This is a genomic window from Aeribacillus sp. JST-2, assembly GCF_056032925.1.
Window position 1 is genome coordinate 28,962 of the sequence record NZ_JBVVUU010000016.1, and the last position, 16,047, is coordinate 45,008.

At 38.6% G+C, this 16,047-nt stretch carries 15 protein-coding genes; 6 read left to right on the forward strand and 9 right to left on the reverse strand.

The annotated features are described in order from the left end of the window. Positions 1 to 575: 575 nt before the first annotated feature. On the reverse strand, positions 576 to 1,088 hold the full coding sequence (locus tag AC0KTX_RS09885) for a DUF3231 family protein (protein WP_474252039.1): 513 nt from the start codon (positions 1,086 to 1,088) through the stop codon (positions 576 to 578). A 407-nt stretch (positions 1,089 to 1,495) separates the two neighbouring features. Here AC0KTX_RS09885 and AC0KTX_RS09890 point away from each other — a divergent pair, with 407 nt between their 5' ends. Continuing rightward, the gene (locus AC0KTX_RS09890) at positions 1,496 to 1,612 is read left to right on the forward strand and encodes a biofilm-forming protein (RefSeq protein WP_474252040.1); all 117 of its coding nucleotides are present in this window, start codon (positions 1,496 to 1,498) and stop codon (positions 1,610 to 1,612) included. Between the two features lie 366 nt (positions 1,613 to 1,978). Then, on the forward strand, positions 1,979 to 2,371 hold the full coding sequence (locus AC0KTX_RS09895) for a ferritin-like domain-containing protein (protein ID WP_474252066.1): 393 nt from the start codon (positions 1,979 to 1,981) through the stop codon (positions 2,369 to 2,371). Between the two features lie 147 nt (positions 2,372 to 2,518). On the opposite strand, the gene AC0KTX_RS09900 is transcribed toward AC0KTX_RS09895, so the two are convergent. The 3 genes from AC0KTX_RS09900 to AC0KTX_RS09910 form a co-directional block, all read right to left on the reverse strand. After that, on the reverse strand, positions 2,519 to 2,806 hold the full coding sequence (locus tag AC0KTX_RS09900; protein WP_474252041.1) for a DUF2178 domain-containing protein: 288 nt from the start codon (positions 2,804 to 2,806) through the stop codon (positions 2,519 to 2,521). Continuing rightward, the gene (locus AC0KTX_RS09905) at positions 2,803 to 3,036 is read right to left on the reverse strand and encodes a helix-turn-helix transcriptional regulator (RefSeq protein ID WP_474252042.1); all 234 of its coding nucleotides are present in this window, start codon (positions 3,034 to 3,036) and stop codon (positions 2,803 to 2,805) included. Before AC0KTX_RS09905 ends, AC0KTX_RS09900 begins: the two co-directional genes overlap by 4 nt. 870 nt (positions 3,037 to 3,906) lie before the next feature. After that, entirely contained in the window at positions 3,907 to 4,608 is a 702-nt protein-coding gene (locus AC0KTX_RS09910; RefSeq protein ID WP_474252043.1) for a GntR family transcriptional regulator, read from the reverse strand. A 1,629-nt stretch (positions 4,609 to 6,237) separates the two neighbouring features. Between AC0KTX_RS09910 and AC0KTX_RS09915 the strand changes: the two genes are divergently transcribed. The 4 genes from AC0KTX_RS09915 (at position 6,238) to AC0KTX_RS09930 (ending at position 10,405) form a co-directional block, all read left to right on the forward strand. Further along, on the forward strand, positions 6,238 to 7,647 hold the full coding sequence (locus AC0KTX_RS09915; protein WP_474252044.1) for an FAD-binding oxidoreductase: 1,410 nt from the start codon (positions 6,238 to 6,240) through the stop codon (positions 7,645 to 7,647). A gap of 1 nt (position 7,648) precedes the next feature. Continuing rightward, complete coding sequence (locus tag AC0KTX_RS09920) at positions 7,649 to 8,953, forward strand: (Fe-S)-binding protein (RefSeq protein ID WP_474252045.1); 1,305 nt, start codon at positions 7,649 to 7,651, stop codon at positions 8,951 to 8,953. 136 nt (positions 8,954 to 9,089) lie between these two features. Then, positions 9,090 to 9,752, forward strand: a complete 663-nt coding sequence (gene sigZ / locus AC0KTX_RS09925) for an RNA polymerase sigma factor SigZ (protein ID WP_474252046.1) — start codon at positions 9,090 to 9,092, stop codon at positions 9,750 to 9,752. 56 nt (positions 9,753 to 9,808) lie between these two features. Further along, the gene (locus AC0KTX_RS09930) at positions 9,809 to 10,405 is read left to right on the forward strand and encodes a DUF2703 domain-containing protein (protein WP_474252047.1); all 597 of its coding nucleotides are present in this window, start codon (positions 9,809 to 9,811) and stop codon (positions 10,403 to 10,405) included. A 504-nt stretch (positions 10,406 to 10,909) separates the two neighbouring features. Here AC0KTX_RS09930 and arsC read toward each other — a convergent pair. The 5 genes from arsC to AC0KTX_RS09955 form a co-directional block, all read right to left on the reverse strand. Next, complete coding sequence (arsC, locus tag AC0KTX_RS09935) at positions 10,910 to 11,332, reverse strand: arsenate reductase (thioredoxin) (RefSeq protein ID WP_474252048.1); 423 nt, start codon at positions 11,330 to 11,332, stop codon at positions 10,910 to 10,912. Further along, complete coding sequence (arsB, locus tag AC0KTX_RS09940; RefSeq protein WP_474252049.1) at positions 11,329 to 12,414, reverse strand: ACR3 family arsenite efflux transporter; 1,086 nt, start codon at positions 12,412 to 12,414, stop codon at positions 11,329 to 11,331. The genes arsC and arsB overlap by 4 nt, the downstream gene beginning before the upstream one ends. Before the next feature lie 244 nt (positions 12,415 to 12,658). Further along, positions 12,659 to 13,006: an ArsR/SmtB family transcription factor gene (locus AC0KTX_RS09945; protein WP_474252050.1), complete on the reverse strand. Its 348-nt coding sequence runs from the start codon at positions 13,004 to 13,006 to the stop codon at positions 12,659 to 12,661. A gap of 435 nt (positions 13,007 to 13,441) precedes the next feature. Further along, complete coding sequence (locus AC0KTX_RS09950; RefSeq protein ID WP_474252067.1) at positions 13,442 to 13,630, reverse strand: nucleotidyltransferase substrate binding protein; 189 nt, start codon at positions 13,628 to 13,630, stop codon at positions 13,442 to 13,444. 518 nt (positions 13,631 to 14,148) lie between these two features. Then, the gene (locus AC0KTX_RS09955; protein ID WP_474252051.1) at positions 14,149 to 15,822 is read right to left on the reverse strand and encodes a sigma-54 interaction domain-containing protein; all 1,674 of its coding nucleotides are present in this window, start codon (positions 15,820 to 15,822) and stop codon (positions 14,149 to 14,151) included. Positions 15,823 to 16,047: the final 225 nt, after the last annotated feature.

The following is a 16,047-nucleotide window of genomic DNA, read 5'->3' on the forward strand; positions in this document are numbered from 1 at the left end:
TGAAATTTAGGTAAAAAAGTGTTAAAATTGTAAAAAATGGATACTTTTTGTAGAATTTATCCATATATTTTATATAATAAAATTGTAACAAGAAATAAAAAACCGTTAGGAGGTGAAAAACTATGCAACTTATTGACACTATTCTTAACATTATCCAATCTCTTCTTGGCGGGCTTATCTAATCAGTATGAATGGTTGCGAGAAACAATATCAATGACTAAAAAGACGGTCGACAATTCGTTGACGATCTTTTTAGTTTGATTGAAAGAATCATCATATCTACCACAAAGCAATCATCCCCATCGGATGCCCAAGGTTTTAGTTATACAAACCATAAAAAATTTATAATTTTTTTCAGTTCTTGCCTTGAAAATTGAATCAAAATCTTGCAATTGTCCTTTAAATATAATGAGAAAAACCCCTGTTGCAAATCATTTTGATTGCTTTTTTATGCATGTTATGGCAAATTCATTTTTTAGGAGTGATATATCATTTTTCCAAAAAGAGGATGCTTGTCAAACAAAAAAGAAGAACAAAAATGTTGCGATTTGTCCTTGCCTTGAAAACCGGTATTATTAGCAATCTTCAGAACGGTTTTTATGCAATGGCGGTGGAACCAACCAACCTTTTTCTTTTAAGAGGCGCAAAAATTTTCCTCCAATGGCTGCCTTTTGAGTATGGAATTGGCCAAACATCATTGCGATATCTTCACGAACCGATTGTCCGATTATTTGGCTGCAAACAACTAAACTTGCTGCAATATCTTTAGAGGCTATGGAAGCAATTTCCGGATCTTGAAAACGGGCGCCCACCGGTATATCGTCTAAACATGCCTTTGGTCTCTCAGGCGGTGCCGGCGGGAGGCCAACTCCATTCATTTTAAGTAATTCTTCCACTTGATTCATTTGCTGATGACATAATTCAATTGATTCTTCAATCAGCTTAAATAAGTCTTGATCTCCAATATGGTTAATCAAGGTTTGATAGCCGGCAATCATTGCTTTTGTTCCAAGAAGATATGACCAAATTCCAAATACTTCTCCATAATGCATCGGTTCATCTTTCGGATTTCCGCTTAAAATTCCCATTATAATCCTCCTTAAAAATGCCACTATTGTTTTTGTCACAAAATATCATGTCCACATTTCCCTTTATTATTCAGTGATGAACTGCTTTCAAAAGAATAAAAATTATGTGAGGAAAGAGCTGTAAAAAAAGAAAAACGGATTAAACCCGTTTCCTCCTTAATATATTTCCCCCACCTTTTTTAAAAGCAAAAAATCGGTCAAGTCCTAATGTTTGTGTAAAAAAGACGAGTCTCAGTTCAGCAAACTTATGTCTCCGGATATAGAACCGATATTTATGTCCGCTTCTTTAGACTCCATCAAAAATCATCATTGGTTCCCCATTCTTTTATTTCATCCTGAATGGTTTCCAACAAGTTGACAAACAATATTTAGTAGATAATTTCTGAAATGAAAAAGGCGGTGAAACGATGGGGAAAAAAGCAACTCGAAACTCAAGCATTGAACAACTTCAAAAAGATCACGAAACAGAATCAGCTTTCACGGCGGATGAACAAAAGAAGAAGAAACAAAAGAACAAATCCTAACAGGAGCCAATCGCCGGCTCCTCTTGTTTTTACGAGTCAAATAAATAATAAGAAGCAAAATTGTACATACCTATCCCCTTAGGAAGCCATTGAAATAATTTATGGATAAATATAATGAATGCACAACCTTAAGTTATGAATTGAGAAGAGAAGGGTCATTATTGATTTTTAAAATTTTCCTAAATTCCTTTGGACTATTCAAATTACCGGCTTTTAATATTCCCTCAGCTTGTGAGCGGTTAAGTGGTTTTAAGGATATGCACCCAGTACTTTCCTTTTGAATAAAATATAAGAGTACGTACTGGGAGGTTTAAGCAAATGGATTTGTATTTACATCCATACAATCCGTTGTCCAGAAATGAAAAAATGAGGAAGGATCTTGAAAGGGCAATTAATGGAGAGTACAGCGCCATAAATTGTTATACCAAGTTAGCGAATTTAGCTTCAAAAGAGAAGGAACGAAATCAAATACTTGAAATCAGACAGGATGAAATAAAGCACTTTCAGCAATTTTCCCAAATTTATTTAAGCCTGGCCGGAAAACAACCTCATCCAAAAATTATAGAAGAATGTCCGAATGTTTATGTAAATGGATTAGAATTTGCCCTGCAAGATGAGCAGCGAACAGTTGATTTTTATTTGAAAATTTCAGATAAAACCACTGATCCGTACATGAAAGAAGTATTTCGCAGAGCAGCAGCGGATGAGCAAAACCACGCTGTTTGGTTCCTATACTATTTTTTAAAATCAAAAAAATGACGATTGTATTGTAAAAATTGAAGAAGGCGCCCCAAAAAATTTTTTCGGGTTCCTTCTTTAAAAATAGCTTTGTTCATAAAAAAGTGTGGAAACAGTAAAAAAATAAAAAGGACTTCTTTACCGTCCTTTTTTCAAGTATTCGATAAACTAATATTGCCTTTTTAAGATCATGATCGTGGCGGAATAAGAGACGACAACCAAGGCAAATAAACAAGTTAAAGCAAAATGAAATTGTTCTCCATTTAATGGCACTGTCATGTTAATTAGAAAAATGATCAAATACCCCAACAAAAAAGCCAAATAAACAGTCATCCCCGCAAAGCCCAAAATTTGGTTTCCTCTCTCATCTCCCCCTTCCTTTTTGATGAAATACCCTGAAAAGATGGCCGCCGCAAGACCAATAAAAGATAAACCAATACCGACAATATTCATCATAACTCTTTCCCCTTTTCAATTAATTTATATTGAAAAACTTCCTGTATCTCTTTACCAAAAACAGCGGAAATTTCAAACGCTAAAATCAGAGACGGATTATAACGATTGGCTTCAATGGAAGCAATGGTTTGTCTCGAAACGCCAACTTTATTAGCTAAATCTTGTTGAGTCCACTTTTTTTCCGCTCTCAGAATGGATAATTTGTTATGTAATTGTCCGTTTTTTTTCATATTTTGATTTATCTCCCCCTCACAATTCATTGTAATTTATTTTTAACATTTTGTAAACTATTTTTGACATGCATTTACAAAAAAATCCTCCAAGTAATCAGCGGTCATTTGTTCAAATAAAGAAAACCATAGTCACAGAAATTTTTTCTTGTTAATTTTTCCAATTGGTTAATCGAAGCTTATCAGTAACGGTATTTGCCGCAATCTGACAGCTATCAACCAACCATTGCTATCATTTATGTACCCGTATCTTTCGCTGCCACACGATTGGATCATCTTAAAACCAAAATAATAATACAGTAAATCCTTTTGACACGTTTTGTACGGATTGATTAAAACGGCCATCTTCTAATCTTTTTCATAAATTGAAAAACCCTTCAAGCATCGGTGCAAAGTATATTGTTGGATAACAACTTAGAATTCAAAGGCTTATCTAATCACATTCGTTCTTACCATAACTCCTGAATAAGTGTCTTTTTGACCGTCTCTTGCGATGAAACGCAAAGCTGTTCATAACGAATCCCATCATACTTTGATGAACCTACGTTTTTTTTGGTTTCCCCTTTCAAAATATACAAACTGCATTTTAATCTGTCTCTAAAATCCCCTGAAAATATTTCAACATCCATTTTTTAGAGCCGATAGACTTTATCCCTCCAACAGAAGAAGGCAACGAAAATTCTTCATTACAGGAATGCTCCATATTGATTTTTTGTTTTCGTTGATTTAAGCATATCTTGTTGCCAAGTGGAAAAAATTAAAAAAACAGTTAATTATATTAATTTTTCGCAAATGCTTCTTTAAGACTTTGTTAAAGATACAAAAAAAAGAGAGATTCCTTGACAGAATCTCTCCATTAAAAAAAGTTTTTCAAATAACAAAGTTAAAACAATCACTCCGATAAAAAATTTCTGTATGTTCTAAAACAGTTCCAGTTTTTTTATCGATGCACCCCGTTTCCAACACTAAAAGCGGGATTAAGCTGGTGCATTCAAGAATTTCCCATTGGAATTTAGTCGGAAATAAAACTTTTAAAATACTGGACTTTGATTCAAATTCAGTAAATCCTTTCTTATGATAATATTCAAACATGGACGTAATTTCCTTGCCGTACAAATCAATGTCATCAAATACGGATTTTGCCACATAGGATATATGCAAGGCAATTGGTCGATTATTTACAATACGCAGCCTGCCAATTTTAAATACTCTATCCGTTTCCGCAACACCGAGAGAATGATAGATTGCTTTATTATAGCCGATTTCTTCGCAAAAAATGTTTTCCGATTGGAATTGATATCCAAGTCTAATCATTTTCCTGCTGAAGCTTTCATTCCCGGAAAGAACAAGTGGAATTTGCATATGCCGATCTTTTACATAGCTGCCCTTTCCTTGTTTTGAATAAATGTAGCCCATTTCTTGAAGTCTTTCATATACTTTGCGGATTGTCATTCTCGGAACGTTAAAATAGTCAGCAAGTTCATTTTCGGATGGCAATTTATCATTGGCTTCATACCGGCCAGAATGAATCTCTGAAATGATCTTATCAATGATTTCCATTTCTTCTGCCATTTGCATTCTCCCCCGCTTTGAATAGGAACTCTTTTTGATTTGCTCACACGGCAGCCTGAAAACAGAATTTGAAAAAAATGTTTTTGCAACACATTCATTTTTTGCATAATGGTCACTTCCAGTATAGTTTAAGTAATCGGGACTGTCCAAGCTCATTTTATAGCTATGGAGAGTCAATCTGTGAGATTTGCTTAGAGGCTAATAAAGAAAGTTTTGCTGAGATTTTATTAAATGCATGATTTAATCATGGGGGTGTTTATTAGATTTATGCCAAATGAATACATGCCTATAACAGAGTTTAACGGGATAATTATAAATACGGTATTTCACGCCCATTCCGATCTCGCAATAATTTCCTTTTTTCATAAACATTCTGTTTGTTTTTCTTAGCCATATTTTGAACTGTTAAATTCCAAATATATCCTTTTTCACAATAAGAAAAAGTACAATTCACTTAGTAGCTTTTTAAAGTGTCGTTCGTTTCCCCAAAGATACTATGTCAGAAATCATGCACCTTCTCCGTCAATTTCATTTAAATTACAAGTTATACGGATTAAGATGAATCCGAAAAATAGTTTTCAGCATGAAAAAAGTAAGACCAAAGCTGTTAAATCAACATTCTTTGGTTTTTTATTTGGAAACATGTGACACTAAAATGAGCTTTTCAGACAGCACCGCGTTGCTTTCATTTATTTGCAATTAAGATTCAACCCACTTTTACAAGATGAAGGCAAAAAAACCTCACGGAATGTAAGTGTTTACATTTCAATTAATTTAAAAACCTTTCCTTTTACAGTGTTGAAAAGTAATGTCAATAACAATTTTTTGTAATACAAATTCGTAATACAAATTCCACTGCCCGCCTTGTTTTTTTTCTTTTTTTTGTTTATTATAATTGTAAAATAAAGTATTTCAAATCATCAATTCCAAAAAACACTTATAAATTTGAATTAAATTTGTTATACAAATTTTTCCCTATTTTATTAAAGCAGTAAAAGAAAGGAGTGCCAACTGCCAAAAAAGAAAAAGTTTCGCAAATGATTCTTGTGAATTATTAAACCAAATGGAAATGGGAAATTCCCCTTGCTCCAAGCTGCCAACAAAAATGGAGCTGGCTGCCCAATTCGGTGTAAAGTAGAGAATCTAATTCGTAAGGATTTAAGTATGCTGCATGTGTTTTTCCCTCCTCAAGAAGACAGGAGGGATCCAAAGAAACAACAAAATCGCAGCGTATTCGAATTGAGAGCGAAGTATTAAATTTTTATATGAAATGAGAAAATTTTGAACCTCAAGCAGCACATTCAGCTGCCGCACACCTGAACGATTGGAACAAATGAATCAAATATTAAAAAAATAGATCAATAGAAATAGGGAATATTTCAGCGAAGGCCGACATCGACTTTCATCATACAATTATTCAAACTTTTGAAAACGTATCACTTCTAATGTGGAGTTAAAACAAAAACGATGAGCTTAATACCAAGAACTTCACAATATTGCCTACCATCGAAGCGGAAAAACCGGAGCTTGCTAAAACCCAATGTCTCATCCGTTTAAAAAATGCCGAAAAAATTAAGTCTTTTCTTAAAAGATTATACAATTTAGTGAAATAGGAAGTGAGAGATTCATATGAAGGTAGTTACACCGAGTCATATTGAAGAGATTAAATCAATAGTTAAAACCGGTAAAGTACTCACTGATGAGAGCGATCGTTTCAGCTATTCATTCGACGGATCCTTCGGAACATATCTGCCGGATGTTGTCATTCAAACAAAGAGTGTGGAAGAATTGGCATCGCTAGTGAAACTTGCCAACCGGGAGAAGATTCCTGTTTATCCTCGCGGCCAAGCCACATCATTAAGCGGCGGCCCGCTGCCGGTAAAAGGCGGCATGGTATTGGATTTATCGGTTTTAGACGATATCCTGGAAATTCATGAAGAAGACTTAATTGCCGTTGTATCCCCAGGAGTATTAACAGCGGATATTCACAAAGCGGCCGAGAAAAAAGGTTTAATGTATCCCCCAGATCCAAGCAGTTCACACGTATCTACCATTGGCGGAAATTTAGCCGAGAACTCAGGAGGACCAAGAGGATTAAAATACGGAGTAACGAAAGATTATGTGATCGGTTTGGAGGTTATTACTCCTGAAGGGGAAATTATTCAAACTGGAGGACGCACCGTAAAAAATGTAACCGGTTATGATTTAACCAAACTCATCGTCGGATCAGAAGGCACCTTAGGCATTATTACAAAAGCCATTTTGCGCCTCCTTCCAAAGCCTCCTGCTTCAGAAACCATTATGGCAGTATTTGATAGTTTGGTTGATGCCGGAAGCGCCATTTCAAAAATCTTATCATCAGGTATTTTGCCTGCCAAAATGGAGTTAATGGATCAAGCCTCTATTGTCGCAGTGGAAAATTACGAACCTTTAGGTTTGCCCGTTGATGCGGAAGCGATTATTCTCATTGAACTGGACGGCCATCCTGTCGCTTTAAAAGAAGAGATCAAACAAGCAGCTGAACTATGTTATCTGGTAGGGGCAAGAACTGTCCGCATCCCACAAAATGAAACTGAGAAAGCGGAAATCTGGAAAGCCCGAAAACTGGTATCTCCGGCTATCGTACGTATCAAACCAACCAAAATTTCGGAAGATGCCACCGTGCCCCGAAGCAAAATCCCACAAATGTGCGCAAAATTACAGGAAATTCGGGAGAAGTATAATGTCCACCTCGTCGTATTCGGTCATGCAGGTGATGGCAACCTGCATCCAAACATTATTTGCGATAAAAACGACAAAGAAGAAATGCGCCGCGTAGAACAAGCTGTTGCTGAAATTTTTAAAGCAGCAGTTGAACTTGGCGGAACGCTTTCCGGCGAGCACGGCATCGGAACAATGAAGGCTCCTTTTATGGAAATGGAATTAGGGTCGATCGGCCTTGACATGATGAAACGTATTAAAGCCGCATGGGACCCAAACAACATCATGAACCCAGGAAAAATTTTCCCGGAACAGGGTCAGAAATTGGAGTTGAGTTAGCATGAAACAATCGCTTGAACAACTGAGGGAAGAATTTCAATATGATAAAACGAACAGATGTGTACAATGCGGTTATTGTCTGCCTGTCTGCCCGACATATGTGACGATGAGAAAAGAAACACATTCTCCACGCGGCCGAATTAATCTGGTGAAAATGGTTGGCGAAGGGAGAATTACTGATTTATCAATACTTGAAGAGCCGCTGAACTTGTGCCTAGGATGCCGCGCTTGTGAAACCGTTTGTCCAACCGGAGTGGAATATGGTTCAATTCTTGAATCAGCCCGGACTGCACTCGTCAAACGGAAAAAATTTAAAGCTCCTGTTCGTCTGCTGCGAAAAACAATGTTTCAGAACGTATTCCCAAGTAAAACGGCCATGAATATGATCGGCAATACATTTTGGCTTTATGAAAAAAGCGGGCTGCAAAAAGCAATGCGCAAATCCGGCATCATGAAGAAGCTGCCTTATCATCTAGGCGAATTCGAAGCGACAATGTCTCAAGCAGTTTCACCTGCAGAGCGCAAACAAGCTCCTTCCAGAGTAAAAGCAAAAGGTGAAAAAAAGTATACGGTCGCCTTTTTTACTGGGTGCGTCATGGATGCCATTTTTCATCGTATCAACAGATTGTCTGTACAACTGCTTGCGGAAGCGGGTTGCGATGTGATCGTAGTCCCCAATCAGACATGCTGCGGTGCACTTCATGCGCACTCTGGTGAAATCGAAGAAGCGAAGCGACTCGCTAAACAAAACATCGCCGCATTTGAACAAGAGAACGTAGATTTTATTGTGAATAATGCCGGAGGATGCGGCGCTATGCTGCACGAATATGATCATCTGCTCGCTGATGATCAAGAATGGGCTGAGAGAGCTGCTGCGTTTACTGCAAAATCAAGAGATATCAGCCAAGTGCTAGTCGCTTGCGGCGGACTGCCTAATCTGCGGGCAAACCCTGAAGAACGTGTAACATATCAACCTTCGTGTCATATGACCAATGTTCAAAAAGTGACTGATGAACCAATAGATCTTTTAAAAAGTGTTTCAGGAATTGATTTTATCGAAATGGAGCAAGCAAACATGTGCTGCGGTTCAGCAGGAATCTATAATATTATTAACTATGATGCATCAATGGACATCCTCGATGAAAAAATGAAGAATACGAAGGCGACTGGTGCGTCCGTAATTATTACGACCAACCCAGGTTGTCTCATCCAGATGAAGCTTGGGGTCGAACGCGAGAAACTCTCTCAATCTGTGCGTGTGTTGCATCTAGTCGAATATTTGGCTGAAGCAGCTGGTATTTCATAAACATTTTACGCCCATAATAAATATTTGCTTATTGTGCAAAGACGGATTGGCCAGAAACAGAAAAAACAGATTCCGCACCTGAAAGGTACATGTTTATCTTTTTCAGGTGCGTTTTTTAAACGTTTTCACTTGTCATTTGGCTCCTTTTAATCAACAATTCTCAAGTTTAAATAAAGGAGGTGCTAGTATCAAACAGCTTTGTCTCCATGAAGTTTGGCAAGAATTCAGACTCTCTTTAAAAAAGTTCATTAGAGCTCGTGTTAAAAATGATCAAGATTGTGAAGATATTCTTCAAGAAGTGTTTATGAAAATCCATCATCATTTGCCCGACCTTAAAGAGGAAGATAAACTACGTTCGTGGGTATATCAAATAACGAGAAACGCCATCATTGATTTTTATCGTTACCAAGCTAAAAGCCAAATTAAATTATTGGATGCAAAAAAGCAGCAGATACTTCCAAATGAAACCGATATAACTTACGAGAACAACAAGAATAAAATAGTTGCCACATGGTTAAAAGACTTGATGGAACAACTCCCTGAAAAGTATAAAGAAGCTCTTATCTATGTTGAATTAGAACAACATACCCAAAAGGAGTTGGCGGAAAAATTAGGTATATCTTTGTCAGGTGCCAAGTCAAGGGTTCAACGAGGGAGAGAGAAGTTAAAAAATATACTTCTTGATTGCTGTCATTTAGAGTTCGATCATTATGGAAATATCCTTGATTACCGTTTGAATAAGGGAAATTGCTCCTGCCGGGAAATTGATGAATTAAAACAAGTTTTGCGTCCTTTTTAAAAAACCTCCGTCTTTCTAGATGAATATAACATTTATGAAAACAGGAGGTTTTTTTGATGTCTAACTGCCAGATTAATCAAACAAAAAATTCGGGCTCTAGCGGATGCAAATGCGGATCACAAACGGAAGTTGTACGGCAGGAGAGAAAACAACTAACGATTGATTTTATGTACATTGACCTTGAGGTATGTACTCGCTGCAAAGGAACGGAAGAAAATCTAAACGAAGCGATAACTGAAATTGCCAATTTGTTAAAAACCATAGGTTATGACGTGAGAGTGAACAAAATTTTGGTTGAAAATGAAGAGCAAGCAGAAGCATTACATTTTGCCAGTTCACCAACCATTAGAATTAATGGAAAAGATATTCAGTTGATCGCAAAAGAAAGCAACTGTGATACATGCAGTTCCATTACGGGTTCTAATGTTAATTGCCGGGTATGGATTTATAATGGAAAGGAATATACAGAAGCTCCAAAATCGCTCATCATGGATGCCATCTTAAAAGAAATCTATGGCGCCGGACAAAATCGAGAAGAGAGAAGAAAAGAACCATATGTCATTCCTGAAAATCTCAAACGATTTTTTACTGCTAAGCGAGAAGTTAAACATAAAGATTGCTGTACAAAGGGACAATCAGCGGAATGTTGTTAAGAAAGGCGGAGCCTCCCGCCTTTCTTTCGTCCATGAAATAATTTTAAGTAAACTCCAAGTATGTGGACGGTCACTTTCCAAGCCAGTTAAGCACGGTTAGAAGTAATCTATGCCTACAACTGGACTTCGGCGCTCAAGCAATAACACATCACGCCATACCCCATTTAACTTTCCTATACGTTGCCTTATACCGACTTTGCGAAATCCAACACTATGATGCAAACGTAGACTTGGTATATTTTCAGAAAATTCCCACGGTTAATGTTCAAAATCCTTTTGCCTCTGATTCTTTGATCATGCCTTCTAGAAGTTGTTTTCCTACTCCTTTTCCTCAACTCACATCTCGAACATACACACTCACCTCTCCCACGCCTTCATATATTTTTATTCTATTATTTGCAAATTAAAACTCTGCGACATGTCTCGTCCTTTGTATGATGAAGTATTGTTATCAACTTAATATAAAATCAGCCGAGAAGATTCCTCTCGGCTGTTCGTTCAGTTTTATTCGCCAGTTTCAGCAAATTTTTTGATGCGTGCGCAGATTTCATCGCGGACGCGGCGGAATACCGCTAATTTTTCCTCTTCCGTTCCTTCCGCCTTTGCCGGATCTTCAAATCCCCAATGGACTCGTTTCACGTTTGGCGGTGTTACCGGACAATGGTCTGCCGCATGGCCGCATAACGTCACAACGAGATCGGCTTTATTCAAAATTTCCGGATCAATCACATCAGATGTTTGATTAGAAATGTCAATCCCTGCTTCTTTCATGACTTTTACCGCATTTGGATTTAATCCGTGGGCTTCGATGCCGGCGCTGTACACTTCCCATTCACCACCAAGATATTTTTTTGCCCATCCTTCCGCCATTTGGCTGCGGCAAGAGTTGCCTGTGCATAAGAAGTAAATAATCTTTTTGTTTTTCATGTTTCATTCCACCTTTGCTGTTCGTACTGTACTGATTTTGTTTGAAAGTATTTTCGCTGCAACCATAATGCCACGTTGACCAACGCAATCATAACAGGCACTTCGACAAGCGGGCCAATGACGGCGGCAAATGCTGCACCGGAATGGATCCCAAACACGCCAACAGCTACGGCAATCGCTAACTCAAAGTTATTGCTGCCGGCCGTAAAAGCAAGTGTTGTCGTTACAGGGTAGCCCGCTCCAAATTTCTTCCCTAGGAAGAAGGAAACGAAGAACATCAAGACAAAGTAAATAAACAATGGAATGGCGACTCTTACTACATCCAACGGCAAGCTTACGATCGCATCGCCTTTTAAAGAGAACATGACAATAATCGTAAACAATAAAGAAATCAATGTAATCGGGCTGATTTTCGGAATGAATGCTTTTTCATACCATTGTCTTCCCTTTGCTTTCACCAACACAAAGCGAGTCAACATTCCGCCAAGAAACGGAATACCTAAGTAAATGAATACCGACTTCGCAACTTCCATCATAGTAATAGAAACGACAGCACCTTCTAGTCCCAACCATTCCGGAATGATCGTCACAAACACGTACGCATAAACAGAGAAAAACAGCATTTGGAATACAGAGTTAAACGCCACAAGTCCAGCTGCGTACTCTCTGTCTCCTTTCGCTAAATCATTCCAGACAATCACCATTGCAATGCAACGTGCCAAACCGATTAGGATAAGTCCGACCATGTATTCCGGCTTATCCGGCAAAAATATAACCGCCAATACAAACATGAATATCGGTCCAATTATCCAGTTTTGTACGAGCGATAACACTAATACTTTCACATCTTTAAAGACGCGCCCAATTTCCTCATAGCGAACTTTTGCCAACGGAGGATACATCATGAAAATTAAGCCGATGGCAATTGGAACCGATGTCGTTCCTATCTGCAAACCGTTTATTCCGTCTACAAAGTTTGGAAAGATGAAACTTAAGCCAATTCCTGCTGCCATTGCAAAGAAAATCCAAAGCGTTAAGTATCGATCCAGGAACGACAGACGTTTTTTCCCCGTATTTCTCATTTTTCCCCTCCTGATCTTGTCATTCTTAAAAAAAGATGAAGTTTAATTTATGAAAAATAAGCGGACACAAAGGGAGACATAAGTTTGCTAACTGGGTGTCGGTTTTTTACACAAGCATTAGGACTTGACCTTAAAAAAATCCATTGGCGTGTTTGTCAAGGGCAAACGACGGGGATTTCCCATCATTTTTCGGACATACATTTTCACTTTTTTTCATAGAACTTGTGATATTACCTTATGACAGTTAACAACCGCAACGGAGCGCAGGGCTGTTTTCCTCAATTTTGCGAAGATGTTCTGTTTGATCCGGAATATGCTGCAGAATATCTTGAATGAAAGGATATAACTCACTTTGTCGATTGAGGGAATAATAAATCCACTGCCCCCTCCTATCCTCTTTTACGAATCCCGCATCCTTTAACTTGCGAAGATGCTGGCTAATCGACGGTTGACTCATATCAAACACTTCAAGAAGTTCGCAAACACAACACTCGCGTTGTTTTAAAATGGCCATGATCGTTAAACGTGTTTTATCACCAAGCAGTTTGAAAGTGTGTGCTGCTTTTTCTATTTCCACTACCGTTTTTGCCATGAGAACGCCTCCTTCGTTAAATAGATATATAATTATTAACTTATATATAAACAAAAAATCATTTATTAGCCAATCCAATTATGTTTTGATCCTTGACACGGTTCTTATTTATAAGTATATAACTACTTGCTTATATAAACAAGAAAAAAGTTAACACTACTATTTATGGATTTTTGTTTTTTTACTAATGGCATTTTTGTCTGTTGTTGCAAGTTTAGATTTTTGAGAAAAAAAGTAAATGAATCGGTTTCTCTATCCATGAGGATGAGTAAAGAAGACTAGCCCTAGCCTCTAAATCAAAAGGATGAACTTAACCAACTGTCGCCGACAAAACATATAGAAATGGCGCTGTACCGGGGTCCCAGGAACAAACCAAACATATCAACTTGGCAGAGGCGCTGAAAAATTGCAGCCACCTTTAATATTTTCTCTCGATTATTCGGATAATCCAGTTATAGAGAAGATGATAGTATTTATGAAGATTGCTAAAAATTTTTCATTATATGTATGAACTGTTAAATTTCGGTCATCTACCATTTTTAATGCAATGATCGTTTCCTCATCTGATAATATCCCAATTTCCCTGCTTGAACGGATAACTCCTTTGGGTGAACCGACATCAATTCCTTCCTTATTATAAAAATTGTTTTACTGCTTAAAGCAACTAATAGTAGAGCTAACATAGATACTGTATTTAATCCGAACATTAAAGTCGCGATAGCATACGGTTACAGAAACCAACACCGATTTAGAACACGTGTATTTTTTAGATTGTACAGGACAAACTTATGATAAGCACTTCAATACTCTTTCGTTCAGGTATTCAATAATCTTATTGGTGAGCAGTCTCGTATAAGGATCGATGATGGCCTCTTAGAGACCGCCAAAAAACTGAACATAAGCAACGTGGAAGCGTCAGCTGTCGACGTGTATCCAGATGCCTTCACTGGTAGCGGTGCAAAAAGTCTAGATCGAAACGGCCTGTCGGTGTAGACTGCGGCCACCAAGACGTTTACTAAATTATGGAAAAACTGACCTGAGACCCGTAGTTCCCAACGCGGGGCACCTTCCGACTAGGGAATTTTTAAGGACAGTAATTCCGCTAGGAGAAGGATGTTACACGCTTCCTTCTTTGTTTTTCATCATAAAGAATATTTCCTGAGTTTCCGGCTGACAGTGGATTGATCCACTTCCAAAGCCTTTGCCATGCCACTGGTCGTCCCATATTTCTTTTTGGCAAATTCGAGTATCGCTTTCTCTGCCGCCCCCACTGCTTCTTTTAAAGGAACCTCTCGGTGAATTTTTATTTCGATTGGAGAGGGTTCTTTACCAGCCGCGAAATGGTTGACATCCTTAACCCGGATTACAGGCTCATCCGACGAAATGATCAAACGTTCCACCAGATTTTGCAGTTCTCGCACATTGCCTTTCCAAGGTTTCTTCTGTAACTCCGCGATCGCTTCCACTGAAAAGCTTTTATTCAGGCCGTAACGCTCATTAAATTTGACAGCGAAATGGTGAACCAGCAATGGAATGTCCTCCACCCGCTTCCGCAACGGCGGGATCCAAATCGGGAACACGTTCAATCGGTAGTATAAATCTTCCCGAAATGCTCCTTGTTCCACTAATTTCTCCAAATTGCGATTGGTTGCCGCAATTAAACGCACATCGACTTGTATGGAACGCAATCCGCCAATTCGCCGGATTTCTTTTTCCTGTAACACGCGCAGTAGCTTTACTTGCAAAGTGAGAGGGAGTTCGGCAACTTCGTCCAAAAAAAGAGTTCCGAGATGGGCTAACTCAAACAAGCCGGTTTTCCCTCCTTTTTGCGCACCTGTGAACGCCCCCGGCTCATAGCCAAACAACTCCGATTCCAACAGGGATTCAGGAATGGCCCCGCAGTTGATTTTCACAAAAGGTTGCCCGGAACGGTCGCTCCATTCGTGAATCAGGGAAGCCACCACATCTTTCCCAACCCCGGACTCGCCCGTTATCAGCACGGTTGTATCGAATCCGGAGATTTTTTGTGCCTGGTTCATTACCTTCTCCATTGCCACACTCCGGTAAATCAACTTGCTGCTGGAGCTTTCATGCAGACGTAAGCGGCTGATTTCTTGTTTATACCGTTCCATCATTTCCTTCATGGTTTGTACTTCTTCACGGAGTTTCCCAATTTCGGTTATATCACGCGAAGCATTGATGACACGGACGATTTTTCCGTTCTTATCCTTTACGGGCGTGCCTACAACGAGCAAGGTCCGGCCTGTTTTAGTTTTTTGGATCACACGGACTTTCTCTCGGCTTTCCAAAACCAGCCGAGTAACCGATGGTCTATAGATTCCTTCTTTTTCTAGATCAAGCACACTCCTGCCCACCAGCTCTTCTGGTTTCTTCCCCCAGATTTCCTCACAAGCCGAACTAACGCGAAGCGTCACTCCCTCCCCGTCCGACACGTAAATCACATCATAGGAAGATTCAAAGATGGTTTTGAGATCTAAGCTCGTATTCCGGAATTCGTCCAATTCTGCATCCCCATAAAAAGCCCCTCCTAAAATGCAAAGGACGCCCACCACTTGCCCGTGTTCCATCACCGGATTGCATTGAACTAACAGTTCACTGTTATCCTGTAATGTGACGGAATGAAACTTGACTTTTTTCTCCTCCATGGCACTATCCACCAGCTGTTGAAAATCGGCATTCTCTAGATCAAAGTTTTCGGCCAAATAATCCGAGAGGGAAATGGCACGGATGGTTCCCTTGACATCAAGCAAGACATAGGGGCTTCGTAAAGCATCCAAAACAGACTGAATGTTCATCCATCTTCACATCCCTATTAAATGGTAATTTGATTATGCAAAAATGCATAAATTATATGCATTTTTGCACGAAAATCAATTCTCATTATTTGTTTCCCAAATCCATTATGCTTAATCTGTTAAGCTAAAAAGTATGCATTTTTGCAATAGTACGATTATATTTAAAAGTATGCATTTTTGCAATAATATGATGGTTGATGTGGACGTTTTGAGTTGGCACGGATT